Below are 24,777 nucleotides of genomic sequence, written 5' to 3'. Positions count from 1 at the left end.
CATGCTCTACAAGCGCAATCCCCAGCTCAACAAGAACGGCGAGCTCATCCACCTGCTGTCGATCGAGGGCCTGCCCAAGGACATCCTCACCCACATCCTCGACACCGCCGCCAACTTCACGAGCGTGAGCGACCGCGAAGTGAAGAAGGTGCCGCTGTTGCGCGGCAAGAGCGTGTTCAACCTGTTCTTCGAGAACAGCACCCGCACCCGCACCACCTTCGAGATCGCGGCCAAGCGGCTGTCGGCCGACGTCATCAACCTCGACATCGCGCGTTCCTCGGCGAGCAAGGGCGAGTCGCTGCTCGACACCATCGCCAACCTGAGCGCGATGGCGGCCGACCTGTTCGTGGTGCGCCACAGCGAGTCGGGCGCGCCCTACCTGATCGCGCAGCACGTCGCGCCGCACGTGCACGTGGTGAATGCCGGCGACGGCCGCCACGCGCACCCGACGCAGGGGCTGCTCGACATGTACACCATCCGCCACTACAAGAAGGACTTCGCCAACCTCACGGTGGCGATCGTCGGCGACGTGCTGCATTCGCGCGTGGCGCGCTCCGACATCCATGCGCTCACCACGCTGGGCTGCGCCGAGGTGCGCGTGGTCGGCCCCAAGACCCTGGTGCCCGGCGACATGGCCGGCATGGGCGTGCGCGTGTGCCACACGCTCGAGGAAGGCATCAAGGACTGCGACGTGGTCATCATGCTGCGGCTGCAGAACGAGCGCATGAGCGGCGCGCTGCTGCCTTCGTCGCAGGAGTTCTTCAAGACCTACGGCCTCACGCCCGAGAAGCTGCAGCTCGCGAAGCCCGACGCCATCGTGATGCACCCGGGCCCGATCAATCGCGGCGTCGAGATCGACTCGGCCGTGGTCGACGGCCGGCAGAGCGTCATCCTCCCGCAGGTCACCTTCGGCATCGCCGTGCGGATGGCCGTGATGAGCATCGTGGCAGGTAACGAAGCATAGACATGTTGCTCGCCCCCAGTCTTCGCGCACTTCGTGTCGCTTCGCCAACCCCCTACCGGGGGCAACACCAGTGGCCCGGCGAAGCCGGTTCCACGGTGTTTCCCGAAAAGGCCATGACCGTCACCGGAAGTACAGACGCATGAACATCCACATCACCAACGGTCGCGTGGTCGACCCCGCCTCGGGCACCGACAAGCAGGCCGACATCGCCATCGCCGACGGCCGCATCGCCGGCATCGGCGCCATTCCCGCGGGCTTCACCGCCGAGCGCACCATCGACGCCACGGGCTGCATCGTCGCGCCCGGCCTGGTCGACCTCGCCGCGCGGCTGCGCGAGCCCGGCTACGAGCACGAAGGCATGCTCGGCAGCGAGATGGCCGCGGCCGTGGCCGGCGGCGTCACCAGCCTGGTGTGTCCGCCCGACACCGACCCCGTGCTCGACGAGCCCGGCCTGGTCGAGATGCTGACCTTCCGCGCCGGCAAGCTGCCGGGCGCGCGCCTGTTCCCGCTCGGCGCGCTCACGCGCGGCCTGGCCGGTGGCGTGCTGACCGAGATGGCCGAGCTCACCGAGCGCGGCTGCGTCGGCTTCAGCCAGGCCGACGTGCCGCTGGCCGACACGCAGGTGCTGCAGCGCGCGATGCTCTATGCGAGCACCTTCGGCTACACCGTGTGGCTGCGCCCGCAGGACCGCGACCTCGGCAAGGGCGTGGCCGCCAGCGGCGCGCTCGCCACCCGGCTCGGCCTCGCCGGCGTGCCGGTGGCGGCCGAGACCATCGCGATCTTCACCATCGTCGAGCTGATGCGCAGCACCAAGGCGCGCGTGCACCTGTGCCGCCTCTCGAGCGCCGCGGGGCTCGCGCTGGTGCGCGCCGCCAAGGCCGAGGGCCTGCCGCTGAGCTGCGACGTCAGCATCAACTCGCTGCACCTGGCCGACACCGACATCGGCTACTTCGACAGCCGCGCGCGCCTGAGCCCGCCGCTGCGCCAGCAGGGCGACCGCGACGCGCTCTCGGCCGCGCTGGCCGACGGCACCATCGACGCGCTGGTGTCCGACCACACGCCGGTCGAGGCCGATGCCAAGAACCTGCCGTTCGCCGAGAGCGAGCCTGGCGCCACCGGCCTCGAGCTGCTGCTGCCGCTGGCGCTGCAATGGGGCGAGCGCAGTGGCGCGGGCCTCGTGCGCGCGCTCGAGGCGATCACGAGCGCGCCCGCGCGGCTGCTGCCCGCGACCGAAGCCTGTGCCGGCATCGGCCGCCTCGCCGTCGGCGGGCCGGCCGACCTGTGCGTCTTCGATCCGTCCCTCGAATGGCAGGTCACGCCCGAGGCGCTGCGCAGCCAGGGCAAGTACACGCCGTTCGGCGGCTACGCCATGCAGGGCCGCGCGCGCCACACCCTCGTGGCCGGACGCGTGGTGCACGGCTGAGCCGCGTTCCGGCGCGCGACGACGACGACAACAACAGGAAGAAGGCGGTCGGGCCGATGCTGCATTCACTCAAGGCACTGCGCCGGCTGCTGCATGCGATCGCGCATGCCGTCGCCGGCTGGTGGACCATCCGCTTCACCTTCCCGGGCCTCGACCAGGCCGAGCGCAACGCGCGCGTGCAGGCCTGGGCTGCGCGCATGCTCGAGATCATGGGCATCACCCTGCGCGTGCAGGGCACGCCGCCCGCGCACGGGCCGGTGCTGCTGATCTGCAACCACCTCTCGTGGCTCGATATCACGGTGATCCACGCGGCGCGCCACGTGCGTTTCGTGTCGAAGTCCGACGTCAAGCACTGGCCACTGATCGGCACGCTGTCGAGTGGCGCGGGCACGCTCTACATCGAGCGCGAACGCCGCCGCGACGCGCTGCGCGTGGTGCACCACATGACCGACGCGCTGCGCAACGGCGACATGATCGCGGTGTTCCCCGAGGGCACCACCAGCGACGGCCGCGGCCTGCTGCCGTTCCACGCCAACCTGCTGCAGGCCGCGATCTCCTCGGGCGCGCCCGTGGTGCCGGCCGCGCTGCGCTTCGCCGATGCCGCCACCGGCGAGACCAGCCAGGCGCCGCGCTACATCGACGACGACAACCTCGCCACCTCGCTGTGGAACACGCTGCGCGCGCCGCCGCTCTTGGCCATCGTGCGTTTCGGCGAGCCGCAGTCCTCGTACAGCCGCGAGCGCCGCACCTGGGCGCAGACGCTGCACGAGGACGTGCAGCAACTGCGTCGCGACACGCACTGAGCGGGTCTTCAGCGAGCCGGCTGCAGCTTCCGCGGCATGACGGCCGACGCGCTGTAGCCGCGCCGATCGGTGGGCACCACCAGCACGTCGCCCGTGGCCCAGCACAGCACGCGCTGCGCGACGCTGCCGAAGAAGAAATCGGCGAGCGGATGGGCGCGCCGCTTGCCGACCACGAGCAGCTCGGCGCGCGCGTGCTGCTGCTGCACCGTGGCCTGCTGCGCCGGGTCGCCGCGACCGATGGTCGACAGCACGCGGTTGCGCCGCGCGCTCGATGAATCGGTCAGCGAGAACAGCCGCTCGCGCGCCTGTCGCTGGCAGTCGTGGCGGTAGGTCCTGATGGCGTGGTCCGAGACCTCGGCATAGCGCAGCTTGCTTTCGTGCATGGTGTTGAGCGCATGGAACAGCTCGAGCGCGGCGTCGGCGTCGAGGCCATGGGCCAGGCTCACGAGTTCGTGCGACGCGGGCGTGAAGTCCACGGCCACCAGGATGCGGCCATAGCGCGGCCGCGCGGCCAGCCGCGTCACGAGCACCGGGCAGCGCAATTGCCGCAGCAGGCGCTCCACGGGCTGGCCCGTGAAGAAGGCGCCGGGCGAACGGTCGCGTTCGTGCCGCAGCACCACGAGGTCGGCATGACGCGCCTCGTCCAAGATCTGCGCGAGGCCGCCGCTCGAGATCGCCACCTGCTTGACCAGCACATCGAAGCGCGCGCCCATGGCGCGGGCCAGGGCCGCGAGCGCGGTGGCCGCTTCGGCGTGCGCGAGCGGTGCGAGGCTCGCGGGCGCGTACATGAGCTTGAGCAGCGCGCCATGGTCCGCCGCGAGCCGGGCGGCGCGTTCGACCGCGTGCTGGCCGCGTGCCGACAGATCGGTGACGGCGAGGATGGATTGAAAGGATGGCGTGCCGGATGCGGTATCGCCGCCGGGACGCACGTGCTCCCGCTGAACCTGGGGGTGATGCATGACGCACTCCATTCGAAGCGCCCCCTGATGACGGGGCGCAGTCACGCAGGGCGAGGGCCCGGCGGTCGATGGTCTGCGTTGAAGGTGAAGGGAAGGAGGTGGACCGCCGGGCTCAGGAATGTGCGGGCGTTGGCCGAGCCGCCGCCGTCATCCACGCACGCGCCAGCGTGCAGCCGCCGAAGCGGAACGCCGGGGTGTGGAACAGCGAGTGAGCGTGCATGCGGCGGAGTCTAGGCCGGATGCGGCCGGCACCCGCTCAGTACCCGCACGGCCTTTGCCAGATTGAGGGAGGCGCCGAGACCCTCCCAAAAAAAAGCGCGCCCCGAGGGACGCGCATCGGTGCACGAGGCACCGGAGGAGTAGAGGAAGAGCAAACGTAAAAGAGACGAGCGCGGGTCAGAGAATCCCGAAGATCTTGAGACCGATGATCACGGTGATCGGCACGCCGCAGGCCCAGAGGATGAGGCTTTTCATGAAGGTTCTCCTGTGTTGTGAGTGGCTTGCAGATTCACACGCGGCGAGGGCCGCGCATTGCAAGAGAACCGGTGCACCGTGCGTGGGCAGGTGCCTACATCTTCAGCCGCGCGCGGCAGGCGCCTCGGGCGGCACGTAACCGAGCCGGCGCGAGATCTCGAGCGCGCAGGCGCGCAGCGGCACCGCCACGCGGCCTTCCCAGTCGCTGTCGAAGGTGGCCTCGGGGCCCATCGCGGTGATGCCCAGCACGATGTTGTGGGTCGAGTCGAACACCGGCGCGCAGAAGGCGTCGATGCCCGGGATCGGCTGGCCCAAGGTGCGCGACATGCCGTGCATGCGCGTCTCCACCAGCAGCGCCTCGAGCTGCGACTGCGACAGCTCCTCGGTGCCGCGGCCGCCGGCCGGGCCGCGCAGGCGCGCGAGGTCGTCCACCATCATCTTCTCGACCACCTTGGGCGGCAGGTAGGCCGCGAACAGCCGGCCCGTGGCCGTGTAGGCCAGCGACATCACGGTGCCGGTGCGCAGGTTCACGTGCAGCGGATGGATCGGTTCCTCGAGCCGCACCACGGTCGGCCCGAAGTTGCCCCAGACGGCGACCGCGATGCTCTGCTCGGTTTCCGAGGCCAGCGCCTCGATCAGCGGCGAGGCCTCCTTGATCGGATCGAGCCTTTGCAGCTTGGCCAGCCCGAGCTGCAGCGCCAGCGGGCCCAGCTCGTAGCGGCCCGCGCTGTCCTGCACCACGAAGCCGACCTTGAGAAAGCTCACCAGGTACGGATGGGCCTTGCCCACCGGCACGCCGGCGGCCTTGCCGAGGTCGCGCAAGGCCATGGGCGCGACATGCCGCCCGAGGGCGACGAGCAGCTGCGTTCCTATTTCGACGGATTGGATGCCACGTCTCGGCTTTTCCATGGGGCGCCCGGCGTGGGGGTTGAGAGTGGGGGCGAGTATAGCCATCAGGGTTTCTACTGATATTGTCGTGTTAAATCGACGATGACTGATCATCTGATAGTAACTAAACGACTTGACCATATCAATGTCGCTGCCTAAACTTCGCGGCAACTTAAGTCCTACAGAAACAAGGCAGACAGGCAGAGATGGAACAGAACACGTTGGAATGCGATGTGCTCGTCGTCGGCAGCGGCGCCTCGGGCATGGCGACCGCGATCACGGCGGCGTCGCAGGGTTTGAAGGTGCTGGTGGTCGAGAAGGAACCGCGCTTCGGCGGCACCACCGCGCGTTCGGGCGGCTGGCTGTGGATCCCGGGCACGCGCCTGGCCACGGAGCAGGGCATCCACGAGCCGGCCGGCGCCGCGCTCGACTACATGAAGCACGAGACCACCACCCACTTCGACGCGGCGCGCGTGAGCGCCTTCCTCGAGATGGGCCCGAAGGCGATCGACTTCTTCACGCGCAACACCTGCGTGCAGTTCGACATGCCGCCGGTGTTCCCCGACTACCACGCCGAGGCGCCCGGCGGCCAGCCGGGCGGGCGCTCGATGGTCACGCGCCCCTTCGACGGCCGCGAGCTCGGTCCGCGCATCAAGCAGCTCGCGCCGCCGCTGCCCGAGCTCACGGTGTTCGGGATGATGTTGGGCTCGGGCCCCGAGATCAAACACTTCATGCGGGCCTTCAAGTCGCCGACCTCGTTCTGGTACGTGACCAAGCGGCTGAGCCGGCACTTCCTCGACGTGCTGCGCCACGGCCGCGGCATGACCCTGACCAACGGCAACGCGCTCGCGGGCCGGCTCGCCAAGGCCGCGATGGACCAGAACATTCCCGTGTGGCTCTCCTCGCCCGTGAAGAAGCTCGTGGTCGAGTACGACGGCGTCTCGGGCGCGGTGGTGCAGCACGAAGGCAAGGCCGTGCGCGTGGTCGCGAAGCGCGGGGTGGTGCTGGCCTGCGGCGGTTTCCCCTACGACGTCGAGCGGCGCAAGCAGCTGTTCCCGCACGCGCCCACGGGCCAGGAGCACTACTCGCCCTCGCCCTCGACCAACACCGGCGACGGCCTGCGGCTGGCCGAGGCGGTCGGCGGTCGCGTCGACGGCACCATCCCGCATGCCGCGGCCTGGGTGCCGGCCTCGGTCACCACGCGGCCCGACGGCACCAAGGGGGTGATGCCGCACTTCATCGACCGCGCCAAGCCCGGCGTGATCGCGGTCACGCCCAAGGGCAAGCGCTTCGCCAACGAAGGCAACTCGTACCACGACTTCGTGCAGGCCATGGTCAAGGCCTGCGCCGGCGAGCCCGAGGTCACGGCCTGGCTGCTGTGCGACCACAAGGCGCTGCGCGACTACGGCCTGGGCTGCGTGGCACCAGCGCCGCTGCCGATCGGCCGGCACCTGAAGAGCGGCTACCTCAAGCACGGCGCCAGCATCGGCGAACTCGCGCAGCAGATCGGCATCGCGCCTGAGGTGCTCGAGGCCACGGTGAAGGAGTTCAACGACAGCGCGCGCACCGGCGAGGACCCGCTGTTCGGCAAGGGCAGCAAGGCCTACAACCGCTACCAGGGCGACGCCAACGTCACGCCCAACCCCTGCGTCGCGCCGCTGGAGCACGGCCCCTACTACGCGATCAAGCTCGTGGTCGGCGACATCGGCACTTTCGCCGGCCTGGTGGTCGACGAGAAGACCCGCGTGCTCGACGTCAACCGCCAGCCGATCAAGGGCCTCTATGCGGTCGGCAACGACGCGGCCAGCGTGATGGGCGGCAACTACCCGGGCGCCGGCATCACGCTCGGCCCGGCGCTGACCTTCGGCTACGTCGCGGGCCTGCAGGTGGCGCAGGGCGCCACGGCCGCCGCCACGCTGCAGGTCGAACAGCGCGAGGCCGTGCCCGTGCGCCGCACCGCCTGAGTCCTCCTCCCTTCAACCACGCATTCATCACAGAAGGAACCCTCCCGATGGCCTTTCCTCCCCACGTCGCGCCGCGCCTGCTCGAAGGCCGCCTCGCGCTGATCACCGGCGCCGGCCAGGGCAACGGCCGCGCGCTCGCGCTGGGCCTGGCGCAGGCCGGCGCGCGCGTCGTCGTCACCGACATGAACGAGGCCACCGTGGGCGAGACCGCGCAGCTGGTGCGCGACGAAGGCGGCCAGGCCTGGTCCTTCGTGCTCGACGTGACCTCGCCCGAGGCCTGCCATGCGCTGGCGGTGCGCGTGGGCGACGAGATCGGCGCCATCGACCTGCTGGTGAACAACGCCGGCATCATCATCCGCGAGGGCACGGCCAGCCCCAATGCCGCGGCCAACTGGAAGAAGACGCTCGACGTCAACGTGCACGGCACCTTCAACGTCACCCACGCCTGGCTCGGCGCGATCAAGTCCACCCAGGGCGCGGTGATCAACATCGCCTCGATCGCCGCCTACGCGGGGCAGGGCGCGAGCCTCGGCTATTCGCCCTCGAAGGGCGCGATCAAGATGTTCACCCAGTCGCTCGCGCAGGAGCTCGCGCCCTTCGGCGTGCGCGTCAACGCGCTCGCGCCCGGCGTGATCGAGACGCCGATGACCGCCGCCACGCGCGAGAACCCGCAGCGCCTCGAATCCTTCATGACGCGCATCCCGATGGGCCGCGTCGGCCAGACCGAGGACCTCGTGGGCCCAGCGATCTTCCTCGCGAGCGACATGTCGCGCTACGTCACCGGCATCACCCTGCCGGTGGACGGCGGCTTCCTCGCGGTCTGAGCCTTCCGCCGCTTTTTCGCTTTCCCGACCGTCAATCCTCCAGGAGACAAAGAATGAAGACCTTCCGTCTGTACAAGACCTTGCTCGCGAGCGCCGCCTTCTGCGCGTTCGCCGCCGGTGCCTCGGCGCAGGACATCAAGCTCGGCTACAACGGCGACCTCTCGGCCTCGCCCTCGGCGCAGAGCGGCCAGGCCGCGGTGCTCGGCATGGAAGCCGCGATTGCCGACCTCAACGCCGCCGGCGGCGTGCTCGGCCGCAAGTTCACGCTGGTCACGCGCGACGACGTGTCGGCGCCGCCCAAGTCGATCCAGAACATGAGCGACCTGATCGACAACGAGAAGGTGGTGGCGGTGTTCGGCCCCACCAACTCGGGCAACGCCATGGCCTGGAAGCACATCGCTAACCAGAAGAAGATCCCGGTGCTGGGCAACGTGGGCTCGGGCACCGACATCACCAAGCCGATGAGCGCGGGCGCCGACAACTACATGTTCCGCGTCTCGATGGTCGACCGCGAGCAGGTCGCGGCGCTGATGGCCTACGTGAAGAAGAACACCGCCGCCTCGAAGGTGGTGGGCCTGATGGCCGAGACCACCGGCTACGGCCAGGGCGGCCTCAAGGACATGGAGGAGATCGCCAAGCTGCAGGACATCAGGATCGCGGCCACCGAGCGCTTCGGCGTCGGCGACACCGACATGACCTCGCAGCTGTCGAAGATGAAGGCCGCCAACGTCGACACCGTGGTGGTGTGGGCGCAGGGCACGCCGATCGCGCAGCTGGTGCGCAGCATGGAGAAGATCAACTACTTCCCGCTGACGCTGACCTCCTGGGCCGCCGACAACATCACCTTCTACGACGCGGCCGGCAAGGCGCTGGCCGAGAAGCCGATCTTCATGCGCACCGTGAGCGAGACCCGCACGCCCGCGCAGCAGAAGCTCTTCGATCGCATCGGCAGCAAGCTCAAGGCGCCGGGTTCGTTCTCGTTCGCGCTGCATGGCTACGACTCGGTGCTGCTGCTGGCGCAGGCGATGAAGCAGGCCAACGGCACCGACGGCGCCGCCGTGCGCGCCGCGCTGGAAGACCTCAAGACCCCGGTGCAGGGCGTGCTCAAGACCTACGAGAAGCCCTTCAGCAAGACCAACCACGAGGCGCTGACCGCCAAGGACCTGGTCTGGATCCGCTGGAAGGACGGCAAGCTGCTGCCCTACAGCGACGCGCTGATCCAGGGCCTGAACGCAGCCGACTTCAAGCAGTAAGAGCAAAAAAGGAAGCGAGGCCGGCGCGCCCGCGCGGTGCCCGGCCTCGCCTCGCAACGGAGATACACACATGGTTGAAGCGCTCCTGCAGGCGCTCATCAGCGGGCTCGCCGTCGGCGGTGCCTATGCGCTGGTGGCACTGGGATTCAGCATCACGTTCACCACCACCAAGACGCTGAACTTCTCGCACGGCGAGTTCGTCTCGGCCGGCGCCTTCATCGGCATGAGCGCCCTGTTCCTGGTCCTGGGCAAGCCGCTGGCCTCCACCACCTTCGGCGACGCCGTGCCCGGCGCCGGCGCGCAGCTGTTCGCGCTGCTGGCGGCGCTCGGCGTGATGGGCCTCTTGGGCTGGCTGCTCTACGTGCTCGGCGTGCGCCCGTTCGCGGGCCGCCCGGGCATGGCCTGGGTGATGAGCACGCTGGGCTTCGGCGTGATCCTGCAGAGCGTGGGGCTCGCGATCTGGGGCCCGAAGCCGGTGGTGGTGCCCGCGCCCGTGGGCGACACCGTGATCCGGATGTTCGGCGTCGGCGTGCGACCGCAGGAGCTGCTGACCCTGGGCGTGGCCGTGGTCGTGATGCTCGGCTTCGACCGCGTGATGAACCGCACCATGGTCGGCAAGGCCATGCGCGCGGTGGCACAGAACGGCAACGTGGCCAGCCTCATGGGCATCAACACCAACGCCATGATGATCGGCGCCTTCGTCGTCAGCTCGGCGCTGGCGGGCCTGTCGGGCTTCCTGCTCGCGCCGATCGCGCAGGCCTCGCTGTTCATGGGGCTCACGGTCGGCCTCAAGGGCTTCTCGGGCGCGATGATCGGGGGCCTCAGCAATCCGCGCGGCTGCGTCATCGGCGGCTTCCTGCTCGGCGTGCTCGAGTCGATGGTCAATCTCTGGCAGGCGCAGTGGCGCGAGGTGGCGGTGTTCGCGCTCGTGATCCTGGTGCTGGCCTTCCGGCCCACGGGCCTGTTCGGCAGCCGCGCGGTGGAGAAGGTATGAAGCGCCTGGTCCATCCCCTGGCCGTGGTCGCGGTCGCCGCGGCGCTGATCGGCATCGTCTCGCTGTTCGGCAACGACTACTACCTGCGCATCGCCTTCATGATGTGCGTCTACTACCTGTGCGCGGCCGGCATGAACGTGCTGGTGGGCTACGCGGGGCAGAAATCGCTGGGCCAGGCCGGCCTGTTCGCGGCCGGCGCCTACGGCGTCGCGCTGCTGACCTCGCGCACCGACATGGACCCCTGGCTCGCGCTGCTGCTCGCGGCCGTGATCTCGGGCCTGTGCGGCGTGCTGATCGCGCTGCCCTCGCTGCGCGTGAAGGGCCCCTACCTCGCGATGGTCACGCTGGCCTTCGGCATCGTGGTCGAGAAGCTGGTCGGCGAATGGACCGAGGTGTTCGGCGGCGCGCAGGGCATCTACGGCATCCGCCCGCTGACCTGGAAGGGCGCGCCGCTCGACACCACGCAGTGGGTGGTGCTGGGCATCGTGCTGAGCGCCGCGCTGCACCTGCTGTTGCGCAACCTGCTGCAGGGCCGCTTCGGCCGCGCGCTGCTGTCGTTGCAGGCCGACGAGATCGCCTCCTCGTCGGTGGGCGTGCGCGTCTACCGCGCCAAGGTCATGGCCTTCGTGGTCGCGGCCGTCACCTGCGGCATCGCGGGCGCGCTGGTGGCGCAGCAGAACCAGTACATCAACTCCGACTTCATCACCTTCCACCTGTCGATCTTCATCCTGCTGCTGGTGCTGTTCGGCGGCGCGGGCTCGATGTACGGACCGATCGTGGGCGCGGTGCTGCTCACGCTGACCGACGCGCTGCTCGCGCGCTGGCCCTCGGCGCAGCACTTCCTCTACGGCTTCCTGCTGCTGTTCGCGCTCTACGTGATGCCCGGTGGCGTGGTGGGGCTGGTCGACAAGTGGGTGAGCCGCTCGCGCCACCGCGGCGAGGGCGCCGGCGGCCAGGGCGTGCCCGGGCAGATCGGCCCGGGCGGCGAGGGCGAGCTGCTGGTGGTGCAGGGCGTGACCAAGTCCTATGGCGGCGTGAAGCCGGCGCAGGACGTGTCGTTCAGCCTGCAGCGCGGCCACATCCATGCGCTGATCGGGCCCAACGGCGCGGGCAAGAGCACCATGATCAACATGCTCACGGGCGTGATCCAGCCCGATGCCGGCGCGATCCGCTTCCTCGGCGAGAACATCGTGGGCCGGCCCGCGCACACCATCTGCTGCCTCGGCATGGGCCGCACCTTCCAGAACCTGCGGCTGTTCGCCGAGCTCTCGGTGCTCGACAACGTGATGCTGGGCCGGCACAGCCGCATGAGCAACGGTTTCCTGTCCTCGCTGCTGGCCTGGCCCACGGCCGGCAAGCAGGAACGCGAGACGCGCGAGCGCGCGCTGCAGCTGCTCGACCTGGTCGGCCTCGGCCACCTCGCGCACTGGCCCGCGGGCAGCCTGCCCTACGGCCTGCAGCGGCGCGTGGAGCTGGCGCGCGCGCTGGCCACCGAGCCGCAGCTGCTGCTGCTCGACGAACCGGCGGCCGGCCTCAACCCGCAGGAGACCGCCGAGCTCGGCGAGCTGCTGCTGCGCATCGGCAAGTGCGGCGTCTCGATCCTGATGGTCGAGCACCACATGGACCTGGTGATGTCGATCTCGGACCACGTCATCGTGCTCGACTACGGCATCAAGATCGCCGAGGGCCGGCCGGCCGAGGTGCAGGCCAATCCGCGCGTGGTCGAGGCCTACCTGGGCGTCGACGACGAGGCCGATCACGCGCCGCACGGCCTGCAGCCGCAGCCCGCCTGAGCGAAAGGACCCCCACCATCATGTTGAAGATCGAATCGGTGAAGGTCTCGTACGGCGCCATCGAGGCCGTCAAGGGCGTGAGCCTCGAAGTGCGCGCGGGCGAGGTCGTCACCATCATCGGCGCCAATGGCGCCGGCAAGAGCACCCTGCTCAAGAGCATCGTCGGCCTCGAGCCCGTGGCCCAGGGCCGCGTGCTGATCGACGGCAAGGACTGCACGCAGGTGCCGCCGCACCAGCGCGTGGGCCTGGGCGTGGCGCTGTCGCCCGAGGGCCGCGGCGTGTTCCCCGATCAGACCGTGCGCGAGAACCTGATGCTCGGCGCCTACTCGCGCCGCGCCGACAAGGCCTTCGTCGAGAACGCCATCGAGCGCGAGTTCACGCGCTTCCCGCGCCTGAAGGAACGCCAGCACCAGCCCGCGGGCACCCTGTCGGGCGGCGAGCAGCAGATGCTGGCCATTGCACGCGCGCTCATGAGCGATCCGCGGCTGCTGCTGCTCGACGAGCCCTCGCTGGGCCTCGCGCCGCTGATCATCAAGGACATCTTCGATGCCATCCGCCAGCTGCGCAGCTCGGGCCTCACCATCCTGCTGGTGGAGCAGATGGCCAAGCAGGCGCTCGGCGTGGCCGACCGCGCCTACGTGCTCGAGACCGGCTGCATCACGCTCGAGGGCTCCGGCCGCGAGCTGCTCGACAACCCCAAGGTGAAGTCGGCCTACCTCGGCACGCACTGACCCCAACGCCCAACCCTTCAAAGGAAACCCAATGACCGCACCCGCCACCAAGAAATTCGCCAGCCAGGCCGACCTCGAGGAGAAGAAGGTCTCGTTCACGCGCCTCTCGGAGAACGCCTATGCCTACACGGCCGAGGGCGATCCGAACACCGGCATCTTCATCGGCGACGAGGCCGTGATGGTGGTCGACACCCAGGCCACGCCCGCGATGGCGCAGGACGTGATCCGCCGCATCCGCGAGGTCACGCCGCTGCCGATCAAGTACGTGCTGCTGTCGCACTACCACGCGGTGCGCGTGCTCGGCGCCTCGGCCTATTTCAAGGAAGGCGCCGAGCAGATCATCGCCAGCCGCGACACCTACGACCTGATCGTCGAGCGCGGCGAGCAGGACAAGGCCAGCGAGATCGGCCGCTTCCCGCGCCTGTTCCGCAACGTCGAGTCGGTGCCGCCGGGCCTGACCTGGCCCACCATGACCTTCGGCGGCACCATGAGCGTGTGGCTCGGCAAGAAGCTCGAGGTGAAGATCGCACAGGTCGGCCGCGGCCACACCAAGGGCGACACCATCGCCTACCTGGAAGACCAGAAGATCTGCTTCGCGGGCGACCTGGTCGAATACCAGAGCACCGCCTACGCGGGCGACTGCTACTTCCGCGACTGGCCCACCACGCTCGACCGCCTGGCCGGCTTCGGCTTCGAGAAGCTGGTGCCGGGCCGCGGCGCCGCGCTCGAGAACGCCACCGACGTGCGCAAGGCCATCGCCTCCACGCGTGCCTTCATCTCCGACGTCTACACGCTGGTCAACAACGGCGTGGCGCAGGGCAAGACGCTCAACGTCATCTACAAGGAGACCGTGGCCGCGCTGCGCCCGACCTACGGCCACTGGGTGATCTTCGACCACTGCATGCCCTTCGACGTGACGCGCGCCTACGACGAGGCCACCGGCCACGTGCATCCGCGCATCTGGACCGCGGAGCGCGACATCGAGATGTGGAACGCGCTGGAAAGCTGAGGTGAAGCGCAGCGCGGCCGCGCCGGTCGCCACGCCGGCCTCGGTGCAGGGCTGGATGCTGCTGGCCATGGTGCTGTGGGGCGTCAACGTCTCGGCCGTGAAGGCGCTCACCGCCTCCTTCGAGGCGCTGCCGCTGGCGGCGCTGCGCATGGCGGTGGCCTGCGTCGCGCTCAGTGCCGTCGTGCTGTGGCGGCGCGGCGGGCTGCCGCTGCTCGGCGCGCGCCAGCTGGCCGCGATGGCCGGCTGCGCCTTCCTCATGGTGTATGCCAACCAGATCCTGTTCGCGCACGGGCTGCAGCGCTCCACCGCCACCAACGGCGCGCTGATCATGGCGCTGAGCCCGCTGGTGTCGGCGCTGATGGCCGCGCTGGTGTTCGGCGAGCCGCTCACGCCGCGCCGCCTGCTCGGCGTGGCGCTGGGCTTCGCGGGCGTGGCGGCCGTGGTGCTGAGCCATCCGGGCGCGACGCTCTCGCATGCCGGCCTCGGCGACCTGATGCTCGCGCTGTCGGTCATCAGCTTCGCGGTCGGCGGCGTCGGCGTGCAGCGGCTCGCGCGGCAGCTCGATCCGCTGTCGATGAGCTGGGTCATCTACCTGATCGGCACCGCGATGCTGATCGTGCATGCCGCGCTCGGGCCCTCGCCGCTGGGCGCGGCGCAGCTCTTTCCGGGTGCGTGGCCCTGGGTGCTGGTGCTGTTCTCGGGCGTGGCCGCCACCGCGGCCGGCAACCTGATCTGGAACCGGTCGATCTCCGTCATCGGCATCGCGCGCACCGCCGTGTTCCTCTACTGGGTGCCGGTGTTCGGCGTCGGCTTCGCGGCGCTGCTGCTGGGCGAGACGCTGACCGTCTGGCACCTGTTCGGCTTCGCCGCCGTGATGGGCGGCACCTGGCTCGGCACGCGGCCGGCCAGGCCTTCTTCCTGAGTCACCCATGTCCGATCCGCTTCCCCTGCTGTTCCAGCCCCTGCGCCTGCGCGGGCTCGAGCTGTCCAATCGCGTCGTGATCTCGCCCATGTGCCAGCACGCGGCCGAGCGCGGCCATGCCACGCCCTGGCGCCTGGTGCACCTGGGCAAGTTCGCGCTCGGCGGCGCCGCGCTGATCCTCACCGAGAGCACGGCGGTCGATCCGCGCGGGCGCATCGGCACCGCCGACCTCGGCCTGTGGAAGGACAGCCAGGTCGCGCCGCTCAAGGCCGTGGTCGACTTCGTGCATGCGCAGGGCGGCGCCATCGGCGTGCAGCTCGCGCATGCGGGCCGCAAGTCGGGCAGCGAGCCGCTGTGGGAAGGCGGCGCGGCATTGAGCGCGCAGACCATGGCGGACGACGAGGAGCCCTGGGAGCGTCTGGGCCCGAGCGCGCTCGCGGCCGGCCCGGGCTGGTCGGCGCCGCGCGCGCTCGGCCTCGACGAGATCGAGGCCGTGGTGCAGCGCTTCGTCGATGCCGCGCGGCGCGCCGACGAGGCGGGCTTCGACGTGGTCGAGCTGCACTTCGGCCACGGCTATCTGGTCGCGAGCTTCCTCTCGCCCAATGCCAACCGGCGCGACGATGCCTATGGCGGCAGCCGCGAGAAGCGCATGGCGCTCGCGCTCGAGATCGCGCGCCGCGTGCGCGCCGCCTGGCCCGAACACAAGCCGCTGTTCTGCCGGCTGTCGGCGGTCGACGGCACGCTCGACGGCTGGAACCTCGACGACTCGGTGGTGCTCGCGCGCGCGCTCGAGGACTGCGGCGTCGACGTCATCGACTGCTCCTCGGGCGGCCTCACCGAGGAGACGCGTGCCCTGCCCGTGCCGCGCGGCCTGGGCTTCCAGGTGCCGTTCTCGGCGCGCATCCGGCGCGAGGCCGGCGTGACCACGCAGGCCGTGGGAATGATCGTCGACGCGCACCAGGCCGAGGCCGTGCTCGCCGCCGGCGATGCCGACCTGATCGCGCTGGGCCGCGAGGCGCTGTTCGATCCCTACTGGGCCCATCACGCCGCCGCCGAACTCGGCGTCGACCCCGCCTACCGGCGCTGGCCCGTGCGCCACGGCGTGTGGCTCGCCAAGCGCGCGCCGGGCCTCGCACGCGCGCGGGCCGAGGCGGCCGCCGCATCCAACGACAAGGAGACACCCGCACCATGACCGACGCCACGATTCCTTTGCGCATGGGCCTGATCCGCAAGAAGGCCGACTGGACCGACGAGGCCTTCCGCCATCACTGGCGCCACAGCCACGGCCCGCTGGTCGCGCAACTGCCCACCTTGCGCAGCTATCGCCAGAACCTCGTGACCGACCGGCTGCAGCGCGGCATCGACTTCGCGCGCGGCCCGTGGGATTTCGACGGCTTCTCGCAACTCGGCTTCGACGCAGCGGCGCAGGCGAATGCCGCCTTCACCGACGGCGAGCTCGCCGCGCGCATCCGCGAGGACGAGCGCCATTTCCTCGGCGGCCTGCACATCGTGGGCGTCGCGCAGAGCACCGTCATCGCGCCGCCGGCCGGGCCGCACCGCCTGCTCAAGCGCATCTCCACCCTGCGCCGCCGCACCGACATCTCGGAGGACGACTTCCGCCGCGAGTGGAAGGTGCACGCCGACCATGTGCGCCAGATGCCCGGCGTGGGCGGCTACCGGCAGAACGTCGTGACCGCGCGCGAGTTCGACAAGGGCACGCCCTGCGGCTACGAGACCTTGCCGATCGACGGCATCGTCGAGCTATGGTTCGAGAACACCGACACCTTGAACGCCGCCTTCGGCTCGGCGCAGGGGCAGCGCACGATGGCGCATGCGAAGAGTTTCCTGGCGGAGATCACGGCCTTCGTCGTGGAGGAATACACGGTGGCCTGAGTTCGTCGCGGCCGGGTCCTCCTCCCGATGGCGGGGCCATGACTTAAGGCACTGGTTCCCTCGGTCGGCCTTCGTTAACTTCCCGCGCTCTGGCGAAAGCCAGGATCGCTTGTTAACAAAGGGAGAGAACGCAATGAAGACGAAATTTCTGTGGGCCGCGGTGGCATTGGCGAGCTTGGCCGCGTGCGGTGGTGGTGGAGGAGGCGGCGGTGCCGCGCTGCCGTTCATCGCCACGCCGCTTCCCGGGCAGGAGCCGAATCCACAGCCCAATCCGGAACCGAACCCCGAACCCAATCCCCCCGAGCCGAACCCGGAACCCAATCCCGCGAACAGCTCGGCCGCCTGCTTCAACGAGGCCGACCTGCGCGAAGGCACGAAGCTGGTGGTGGAGCAGACCATCACTTCCGGTGACCAGACCCAGAAGCAGCGCGTGACCCGGCTGACCCGCGGCCGCGAAGCCTTCCGCGACGTCAGCGCGGTGGAGCACCTGCGCACCGTCTTCAACTACTTCAACAGCAGCGAGGCGCAGGACCGGCAGTACCTGGACTTCGTCGACGGCCACATCGTGCGCTACGGCACCCGCAACGGGGGCACGGGCACGAGCGCCTACACCTACAACGATCCGACGATCCGCACGCCCGTGATGACGCCGGGCCAGACCATCGACGAGAACTACGTGGTTCGGAGCGTGGAGGGCGAGATCCGCAACGAACAGCAGGTCTCTGGCACGCGGACCTATGTCGGGCGCGAGAGCCTCGAGACGGCCGTGGGGACTTTCCAGACGTGCAAGTTCTCGGCCACCGTCCGCTTCCGGCAGGTCGACGGTTCGGAACTGACGCAGAGCCAGGAAACCTGGATCGCTGCCGAGGGGCCCTACCGCGGCCAGGACCTCAAGCTCACGGCGCGCACCGGCGACGTCCTCGCGACCTTCGCGCCGACGCAGATCACCTACGAGCCCAAGTGAACGGGGCCGCCCGCGCTCAGCGCCGGCCGAGGGCCGACAGGCACGGATCCGCGGGATCGAAACCCCAGTCGCGCAAGGCCTCGTCGCCACCGCCGTGGGCATCGGCCGGCGCGCGGCCCGCGACGCTCGCGGTACGCGAGAAGCGCGGCGCCGGCGCGGGCTGCTGCACGCCACCGACCGGCACGAAGCTCTCGCGCGCCACGTGGTGCGCATGGCCCGGCACTTCGCCGAGCGACAGCACGGGCGTCACGCAGGCCTCGGTGCCGTCGAAGACCGCGCACCACGCATCGCGCGTGCGCGTGGCGAAGAGGGCGGCGAACCGGCGCCGCGTTTCGGGCCAGGCAGCGCGGTCGTGCTGCGGCGGCAGCGCATCGGGCGCCAGGCCCAGCCCCGCGAGCAGCGCCGCGTAGAACGCGGGCTCGATGGCGCCGACCGCCAGGTGCCGGCGGTCGCTCGTCTCGTACACGCCGTAGAACGGGGCGCCGCCGTCGAGCAGGTTGGCCTCGCGCCGGTCCAGCCATTCGCCCGTGGCCACGCGACCCAGGATCGGCGCCATCAGCAGCAGCGAACCGTCGACCATCGCCGCGTCGACGACCTGTCCCTGGCCGCTGCCGCGCGCCTCCAGCACGGCAGCCATGACACCGAGCGCCAGCAGCATCGCGCCGCCGCCGAAGTCGCCGACGAGGTTGAGCGGCGGCACCGGCTTGTCCGCCGTGCCGGTGGCATGCAGCGCACCCGTGAGGCCGATGTAGTTGATGTCGTGGCCCACGGCCCGTGCGAGCGGCCCGTGCTGCCCCCAGCCGGTCATGCGTGCGTAGACCAGCGCGGGCGATGCCGCGAGGCAGGCCTCGGGCCCGAGGCCCAGCCGCTCCATCACGCCGGGGCGGTGGCCTTCGAGCAGCACGTGCGCGTTGCGCGCCAGCGCGAGCACGGCATCGCGCGCGGCCGGGTCCTTGAGGTCGGCCGTCACGCTGCGCCGGCCGCGCAGCACCGTCTCGTGCCGCGCGTCGCGCGCGATGCCCATGCCGGCCGGTACGGGCCGCGCGATGCGCAGCACGTCGGCGCCCATGTCCGCGAGCATCATCGCGGCCCAGGGCACCGGGCCGATGGCGTCGAACTCCAGCACGCGAAGACCGTGCAGCGGTCCCATGGCCGGACTCCTTCAGCGCGAGAAATCGACGAGCACGCGGCCCGAGCTCGCGCCGTCGAGCTGCCGCGCGCTGTGCTCCATCAATGCGCCCAGCGGGATGTGCCGCACATGCGGCAGCACGGCCGCCATGTCGGGTTTCCATTCGGCCGCGAGCTTCGTCCACAGTCGCTTGCGCTGCGCGACCGGCGCATTCGCCACGATGCCGAACAGTTGCGCGCGCCGCATGATGAAGGGCAGCACGCTGCCCTCGTAGCTGTTGCCGGCCGCATTGCCCACCGATGCCACGGCGCCGCCGTCGGCCATCGAGCGCAGCAGCCACGACAGCATCGGCCCGCCGACGTTGTCGATGGCGGCGGCGAAGCGCGGCTTCTCCAGCGGGCGTTGCGGCGCCTCGAGCACGGCGGCATCGATCACCTCGTGCGCGCCGATGGCGCGCAGCCGCTCTTCCTGCGCCATGCGGCGCGTGATGGCTGCCACGCGATAGCCGGCGCGCGCGAGGATGGCCGTGCCCAGCAGGCCGACCGCACCGCCTGCGCCGCTCATCGCCACGCTGCCCGTGCCGGGGGCGATGCCGAGCTCGATGAAGCGCTCGAGCGCCATCGCGGCCGTGAAGCCGGGCACGCCGATGACGGCCGCCTCGTGTGGCGTGAGCCCCGGCGGCACGGCCTGCACGTGCGCGGCGGGCACGCGCACGCAGGCGGAGAAGCCGCCGTCGAACGCGATGCCGGTCTGGAAGCCATGCACGAGCACGGCCTGGCCGGGCTCGAAGGACGCCACCGATGACGCGAGCACCTCGCCGACCAGCTCGATGCCCGCCACGCGCGGGTACGACGCGATGATCTTCGCGCGGCCGTGCAGCGAGAGGCAGTCCTTGTAGTTCACACCCGCATAGCGAGTGCGCACCACGACCTCGCCGGCCGACAGGTCGTCGAGCCGCAGGGTCTCCAGCCGGCTCTGGACCTGGCCTTTGGCGGTCAGGTGCGTGCGAAGGGCTTCGAATGTCTGAGGAATGGGCATGGGGCCATCTGACCAGCCCCGGACCGCATCCGCAAGCCGGTGTTTCGCCTGTCGAAACACGGCTCGACCGCGCGTGCCGCGCGGCGCCACCATGCGTGCCCTCAACAGGAGACCCACCCGATGACCACAGGCACCCGCGCCGCCCGACTGTTCGGCGATCACTTTCTCGAACGCCTGCAGCCCGACGAGCAGGCCACCGTTCAACGCGTGCGCGACCTGTGCCGCGACACGCTCGGGCCGCAGGCCGACGCCGTCTCGCGCGAGGACCTGTTCGCCTGGGACACCTTCCGCACGCTTGCGCGCGAAGGCGTGATCGCCACCGCATTCCCGCGCGAGTACGGCGGCACCGATGCGCGCCAGGCGCTGCGCATCCGCCTCATCGAGGAGCTGGGCCGCGTGTGCAGCACCTCGGCCTCGATGATCACGGGCACCGACCTGTCGAGCCGCGCCATCGTCGCGGGCGCGAGCGAGGCGCTGCGCCGCGAGATCGTGCCCGGGCTTTGCACCGGCGAGCTGCAGGCAGCCTTCGCGCTGACCGAGCCCGGCGCGGGCTCCGACGTGCGCGGCCTCTCGACGACGATCCGCCGCGAGGGCGGGCGCTACCTCGTCACGGGCCGCAAGAAGTTCATCACGCGCGCGAGCACGGCCGACTGGTTCGCGGTGGTGGGGCGCGCCGAGGACGATCCCTCGGTGTTCATCGCGGTGCTGATGCCGCGCGACGCCCAGGGCTTTCGCATCGGCGCGGAGGTCGGCAAGCTCGGCTGGTTCGGCGTGCCGATCTCCTCGCTCGAATTCGACGCGGTCGAGGTGCCCGCCTCGCACCGCCTCGGCGCGGAGGGCGATGGCTTCTCGCTCGCGCAGGACGCGCTGCTGCGCGCGCGCATCGGGCACGCGGCGATGGCGCTGGGCCGTGCCATCGGCGCGGTCGAGATCGCGAGCCGCTATGCGAGCGACCGCACCGTGTTCGGCAAGCGCGAAGGCGAGCACCAGGGCGTGCAGTGGATGCTGGCCGACATGGTCACGCAGATCGAGGCCAGCCGCGCCCTGCTCGCGCTCACGGCCGACAAGTACGACACGGGCGCGAGCGACGTGTCGATCTTCGCGTCCATGGCCAAGCTGCAGGCCACCGACCTGTGCATGAAGGTCGTGACCGATGCGCTGCAGCTCACGGGCGGGCGCGGCTACCTGCGCGACTTTCCGCTCGAGCGCTTCTTCCGCGATGCCAAGCTCAACCAGATCGGGGAGGGCGCGAGCGAGGTGCACAAGACCGTCATCGGCCGTGATGTGATGCGCCGCGCGCCGCTGGCCGAGCGCAACCCGTGCCTGCGCGACGGGCCGCTCACCGACTACTGAAGGCTCAGATCACCTTCTCCGCACGCAGCGCGGCCAGCGCCGCGGCGTCGAGGCCGAACTCGCCATAGACCTCGGCGTTGTGCTCGCCGGTGTCGGGCCCCGTGCGCGGGATCGGCAGTTCGCGGCCCGGCACGCGCGGCACCACGCAGGGCGCGGGCAAGCTGCCGTAGTCGGGGTCGGGCAGCCGGATGATCGCCTCGCGCGCGCGGTAGTGCGGGTCCTGCTCGATGTCGGCGATGGTGAAGATCTTGCTGAAGGGAATGCCGGCGTCCTCGAGCCGGCGCTCGATGGTGTCGTAGTCGTGCGCGGCGAACCACGCGCCGAGCCCTTCGTCGAGCGCCACGAGGTTCAGCACGCGCGCGGGGTTGCTGGCAAAGCGCGGGTCGTTCGCCCACTCGGGTTTGTCGACGGCCGCGCACAGCCGCTGGAAGATCGGGTCCGACGACGCGACCACCGAGACATAAATGCCGTCGCGGCTGCGGTACATGTTCGAGGGCGCGGTGTAGCTCGCGCAGTTGCCCGCGGGCATGCGGACCGTGCCGAGCTGCTCATGCTCCACGGGCAGCGGGTCGAGCAGGCGGAACAGCGCCTCGGTGGCGGCCAGGTCCACTTCGCAGCCCAGCGCCTGCGGGTCGCCGCGCAGCCGCGCCATTTCCGAGGCGATGGAGAAGGCGCAGAACAGCCCCGCCACCGCATCGCCCACCGGGAAATTGCTGTGCAGCGGCGAGCCGCCCGCTTCGCCCGTGAGGTTGGTGAAGCCGCTCATGGCCTCGAAGATGCGCGCGAAGCCCGGCCGCGACTTGTAGGGCCCGGTCTGGCCGAAGCCCGTGAGCCGAACCACCACGAGCCGCGGGTTGGCGCGATGCAGCGTGGCCAGGTCCAGCCCCCAGCGGTCGAGTGTGCCAGTGCGGAAGTTCTCCACCAGCACGTCGAACTGCGTCACCAGCCGGAGCAGCAGCGCGCGGCCTGCAGGCTGGCGCACATCGAGCGTGATGCCGCGCTTGCCGCGGTTGGCGATCTTCCACCACAGCGCCTTGCCGTCCTTCACGGGCTGCAGGCCGCGCAGTGCGTCGCCGCCGCCGGGCAGCTCGAGCTTCACCACCTCGGCACCCTGGTCGGCGCACAGCGTGGCGCCCAACGGCGCGGCCAGCACGGTGGCCATGTCGAGGATGCGCACGCCCGAAAGGGCGCCGCGCGCGGGTCGTCGTGGGGTGTCGTCGGGGGAATGCAAGCGTGGCTCCAAGCCGGGGCGAAGGGCTCCGGGTACGAGCCGGTTTTGCCAGACGCCGCGCGGGCCAACAATCGCTGTTTCGCACAGCGAAACACCCTCCGCGTTTCATTGACGCCCCATTTCGAACGGCCAATCATGCCCACACCACCGCGCTCCTCCTCACGCATGACAAGCATCGCGCTCCCGGGTCTCGTCGATCCGCACGACCTCACCGCCGACCGCCAGTTCTCGATGAACCTGGCACGCGGCATGGAAGTGCTGCGCGTGTTCACCAGCGCCGATCCGGTGCTCGGCAACCGCGAGATCTCGGACCGCAGCGGCCTGCCCAAGCCCACGGTCTCGCGCATCACCTACACGCTCACCTTGCTGGGCTACCTGAGCCGCGACGGCGCCACGCAGAAATACAGGCTCGGGCCCGGCGTGCTGTCGCTGGGCTACCCGCTGCTGGCCAGCATGCAGGTGCGCCAGGTCGCGCGGCCCATCATGGAAAGGCTGGCGCGCGAGACGGGCTGCTCGGTGAACCTAGGCATGCGCGACCGTTCCGACGTGGTGTACGTCGACACCATCCGCACCGACAACACCAACACCCACATGCCCGACATCGGCAGCACGCGCCCGCTGCTGGCCGCGGCGATCGGTCGCGCGCTGATGCTGGCCTGCACCGCGCCGGAGCGCTCGGCCATCCTCAACCGGCTGCGGCTGCAGGACTCGGCCCTGTTCCAGCAATTGCGCCCCGCGTGGGAAGCCGACCAGAAGCTCTTTGCCGCGCGCGGCTTCTGCCACTCGCGCGGCGACTGGAAGAAAGACATCCACGCCGTCGCCGTGCCCGTGCGCGTGCCGCCGCGCGAAACGCCGCTGGCGATGAACTGCACGCTCGCCACCTACCGCTCGCCCGGCGAGCGCATGGAGCGCAAGGTCGCGCCGCTGCTGCTCGATGCCGTGCGCCAGCTCGAAACCGCGCAAGGCCTGCGCTGAACCAGAAACCGGAACCCCGAACCCATGATCCGCAGCCCCGACAAGTTCAATGCCCTGCTCGCCGAAGTCCGCGACTTCATCCGCAACGAGTGCATGCCCATCGAGGCCGAGGTCGACCGCGACGACCTCATCCCCGAGCCCGTGGTCGAGCGCATGCGCGCGCTGGGCCTGTTCGGCCACAGCATTCCCGAACAGTACGGCGGCGCGGGGCTCACGAGCGAGGAGCTGTCGCTGGTGAACATGGAGGTCTCGCAGGCCGCCACCACCTTCCGCGCGCGCTTCGGCGGCAACACGGGCATCGCGTCCGAGTCGCTGGTGGTCGACGGCACGCCCGAGCAGAAGCAGCGCTGGCTGCCCGAGCTGGCCAGCGGCCGCCTCACGGGCTGCTTCGCGCTCACCGAGCCCGAGGCCGGTTCCGACGCCACCGCGCAGCAGACCGTGGCCTTGCGCGACGGCGACCACTACCGCATCACGGGCCGCAAGTGCTTCATCACCAACGCGCCCATCGCCGGCCTGTTCACCGTGTTCGCGCGCACCGACCCGCAGGCCAGGGGCGCGGCCGGCATCACGGCCTTCCTGGTCGAGCGCGACACGCCCGGCCTCTCGGCGCCCGCGGGCTATCGCAAGATGGGCCAGCACGGCTCGCCGGTCGGCGAGGTGATCCTCGAAGGCTGCCGCGTGCACGCATCGGCCATCGTCGGTGGCGTGCCGGGCCTGGGCTTCAAGACGGCGATGAAGGCGCTGAACAAGCAGCGCATCAACCTCGCGGGGCTGTGCATCGGGCCGGCCATCCGGCTGGTCGACGAGATGGTGGCGCGCGCCGCATCGCGCCGGCAGTTCGGCCAGGCCATCGGCGAGTTCCAGCTGGTGCAGCAGATGATCGCCGAGAGCAACACCGAAGTGCACGCCGCTCGCGCGCTGCTGCTGGAGACGGCGCGCAAGCGCGACGACGGCGCCGACGTGACCATGGAGGCCTCGATGTGCAAGCTGTTCGCCTCCGAGATGTGCGGCCGCGTGGCCGACCGTGCGGTGCAGGTCTTCGGCGGCGGCGGCTACATCAACGACAACGTGGCCGAGCGCTTCTACCGCGACGTGCGGCTGTTCCGCCTCTACGAAGGCACGAGCCAGATCCACCTCACCAACATCGCGCGCCGCACCATGGCACGAGCCGGGCACCAGACCTGAGCGGGCGG

General features: G+C 70.3%; 22 protein-coding genes. 17 read left to right on the top strand and 5 right to left on the bottom strand.

Annotated features, from left to right (window positions below):
- The first annotated feature begins 1 nt into the window (after position 1).
- The 3 genes from R0232_RS30395 (at position 2) to R0232_RS30385 (ending at position 3,190) form a co-directional block, all read left to right on the top strand.
- Entirely contained in the window at positions 2 to 964 is a 963-nt protein-coding gene (locus R0232_RS30395) for an aspartate carbamoyltransferase catalytic subunit (protein WP_209543667.1), read from the top strand.
- A gap of 139 nt (positions 965 to 1,103) precedes the next feature.
- Positions 1,104 to 2,387, top strand: a complete 1,284-nt coding sequence (locus R0232_RS30390; protein ID WP_431510468.1) for a dihydroorotase — start codon at positions 1,104 to 1,106, stop codon at positions 2,385 to 2,387.
- A 56-nt stretch (positions 2,388 to 2,443) separates the two neighbouring features.
- Entirely contained in the window at positions 2,444 to 3,190 is a 747-nt protein-coding gene (locus tag R0232_RS30385; protein WP_208508680.1) for a lysophospholipid acyltransferase family protein, read from the top strand.
- An 8-nt stretch (positions 3,191 to 3,198) separates the two neighbouring features.
- Here the strand turns inward: R0232_RS30385 and R0232_RS30380 are convergent, their stop codons facing one another.
- On the bottom strand, positions 3,199 to 4,149 hold the full coding sequence (locus R0232_RS30380) for a universal stress protein (protein ID WP_431510467.1): 951 nt from the start codon (positions 4,147 to 4,149) through the stop codon (positions 3,199 to 3,201).
- Positions 4,150 to 4,725: 576 nt separating this feature from the next.
- Positions 4,726 to 5,532: an IclR family transcriptional regulator gene (locus tag R0232_RS30375; protein WP_093347885.1), complete on the bottom strand. Its 807-nt coding sequence runs from the start codon at positions 5,530 to 5,532 to the stop codon at positions 4,726 to 4,728.
- Between the two features lie 185 nt (positions 5,533 to 5,717).
- On the opposite strand from R0232_RS30375, the gene R0232_RS30370 reads away from it, so the two are divergent.
- The 11 genes from R0232_RS30370 to R0232_RS30320 all read left to right on the top strand — a co-directional run bounded on the left by R0232_RS30370 (position 5,718) and on the right by R0232_RS30320 (position 17,858).
- Positions 5,718 to 7,475: an FAD-dependent oxidoreductase gene (locus tag R0232_RS30370; protein ID WP_431510466.1), complete on the top strand. Its 1,758-nt coding sequence runs from the start codon at positions 5,718 to 5,720 to the stop codon at positions 7,473 to 7,475.
- A 47-nt stretch (positions 7,476 to 7,522) separates the two neighbouring features.
- Positions 7,523 to 8,299 (top strand): SDR family NAD(P)-dependent oxidoreductase, encoded by a 777-nt coding sequence (locus R0232_RS30365; RefSeq protein ID WP_431510465.1) that lies wholly within the window; start codon positions 7,523 to 7,525, stop codon positions 8,297 to 8,299.
- A 53-nt stretch (positions 8,300 to 8,352) separates the two neighbouring features.
- Positions 8,353 to 9,552, top strand: a complete 1,200-nt coding sequence (locus R0232_RS30360) for an ABC transporter substrate-binding protein (protein WP_431510464.1) — start codon at positions 8,353 to 8,355, stop codon at positions 9,550 to 9,552.
- Between the two features lie 70 nt (positions 9,553 to 9,622).
- On the top strand, positions 9,623 to 10,546 hold the full coding sequence (locus R0232_RS30355) for a branched-chain amino acid ABC transporter permease (protein WP_296797079.1): 924 nt from the start codon (positions 9,623 to 9,625) through the stop codon (positions 10,544 to 10,546).
- Positions 10,543 to 12,339, top strand: coding sequence for a branched-chain amino acid ABC transporter ATP-binding protein/permease (locus tag R0232_RS30350; protein ID WP_431510463.1), 1,797 nt, complete (start codon positions 10,543 to 10,545; stop codon positions 12,337 to 12,339). The genes R0232_RS30355 and R0232_RS30350 overlap by 4 nt, the downstream gene beginning before the upstream one ends.
- A gap of 20 nt (positions 12,340 to 12,359) precedes the next feature.
- Complete coding sequence (locus tag R0232_RS30345; protein WP_431510462.1) at positions 12,360 to 13,070, top strand: ABC transporter ATP-binding protein; 711 nt, start codon at positions 12,360 to 12,362, stop codon at positions 13,068 to 13,070.
- Between the two features lie 31 nt (positions 13,071 to 13,101).
- On the top strand, positions 13,102 to 14,079 hold the full coding sequence (locus R0232_RS30340; protein ID WP_431510461.1) for an MBL fold metallo-hydrolase: 978 nt from the start codon (positions 13,102 to 13,104) through the stop codon (positions 14,077 to 14,079).
- A 1-nt stretch (position 14,080) separates the two neighbouring features.
- Positions 14,081 to 15,001 carry a DMT family transporter gene (locus tag R0232_RS30335; protein ID WP_431510460.1) on the top strand — a complete coding sequence of 307 codons (921 nt, stop codon included), beginning with the start codon at positions 14,081 to 14,083 and terminating at the stop codon, positions 14,999 to 15,001.
- A gap of 7 nt (positions 15,002 to 15,008) precedes the next feature.
- On the top strand, positions 15,009 to 16,193 hold the full coding sequence (locus R0232_RS30330) for an NADH:flavin oxidoreductase/NADH oxidase (protein WP_431510459.1): 1,185 nt from the start codon (positions 15,009 to 15,011) through the stop codon (positions 16,191 to 16,193).
- Positions 16,190 to 16,894, top strand: a complete 705-nt coding sequence (locus R0232_RS30325; RefSeq protein WP_431510458.1) for an EthD family reductase — start codon at positions 16,190 to 16,192, stop codon at positions 16,892 to 16,894. The genes R0232_RS30330 and R0232_RS30325 overlap by 4 nt, the downstream gene beginning before the upstream one ends.
- A 133-nt stretch (positions 16,895 to 17,027) precedes the next feature.
- Complete coding sequence (locus R0232_RS30320; RefSeq protein ID WP_431510457.1) at positions 17,028 to 17,858, top strand: hypothetical protein; 831 nt, start codon at positions 17,028 to 17,030, stop codon at positions 17,856 to 17,858.
- 16 nt (positions 17,859 to 17,874) lie between these two features.
- Here the strand turns inward: R0232_RS30320 and R0232_RS30315 are convergent, their stop codons facing one another.
- Together R0232_RS30315 and R0232_RS30310 are read right to left on the bottom strand one after the other, a co-directional pair.
- Positions 17,875 to 19,008 carry a CaiB/BaiF CoA transferase family protein gene (locus R0232_RS30315; protein WP_431510456.1) on the bottom strand — a complete coding sequence of 378 codons (1,134 nt, stop codon included), beginning with the start codon at positions 19,006 to 19,008 and terminating at the stop codon, positions 17,875 to 17,877.
- A 12-nt stretch (positions 19,009 to 19,020) separates the two neighbouring features.
- Positions 19,021 to 20,025, bottom strand: a complete 1,005-nt coding sequence (locus tag R0232_RS30310) for a YhdH/YhfP family quinone oxidoreductase (protein WP_431510455.1) — start codon at positions 20,023 to 20,025, stop codon at positions 19,021 to 19,023.
- 120 nt (positions 20,026 to 20,145) lie between these two features.
- Here R0232_RS30310 and R0232_RS30305 point away from each other — a divergent pair, with 120 nt between their 5' ends.
- Positions 20,146 to 21,378 carry an acyl-CoA dehydrogenase family protein gene (locus R0232_RS30305; RefSeq protein WP_431510454.1) on the top strand — a complete coding sequence of 411 codons (1,233 nt, stop codon included), beginning with the start codon at positions 20,146 to 20,148 and terminating at the stop codon, positions 21,376 to 21,378.
- Between the two features lie 4 nt (positions 21,379 to 21,382).
- On the opposite strand, the gene R0232_RS30300 is transcribed toward R0232_RS30305, so the two are convergent.
- Complete coding sequence (locus tag R0232_RS30300; RefSeq protein WP_431512938.1) at positions 21,383 to 22,540, bottom strand: CaiB/BaiF CoA transferase family protein; 1,158 nt, start codon at positions 22,538 to 22,540, stop codon at positions 21,383 to 21,385.
- 234 nt (positions 22,541 to 22,774) lie between these two features.
- On the opposite strand from R0232_RS30300, the gene R0232_RS30295 reads away from it, so the two are divergent.
- Entirely contained in the window at positions 22,775 to 23,584 is an 810-nt protein-coding gene (locus R0232_RS30295) for an IclR family transcriptional regulator (RefSeq protein WP_431510453.1), read from the top strand.
- A 24-nt stretch (positions 23,585 to 23,608) separates the two neighbouring features.
- Complete coding sequence (locus R0232_RS30290; RefSeq protein WP_431510452.1) at positions 23,609 to 24,769, top strand: acyl-CoA dehydrogenase family protein; 1,161 nt, start codon at positions 23,609 to 23,611, stop codon at positions 24,767 to 24,769.
- The last annotated feature ends 8 nt before the right edge of the window (positions 24,770 to 24,777 follow it).

Source organism: Variovorax sp. DAIF25 (genome assembly GCF_050711835.1).
Taxonomy (GTDB): domain Bacteria; phylum Pseudomonadota; class Gammaproteobacteria; order Burkholderiales; family Burkholderiaceae_C; genus Variovorax.
The sequence above is the reverse complement of the archived record's forward strand: the minus strand, read 5'-3'. Positions and strand labels throughout refer to the sequence as shown.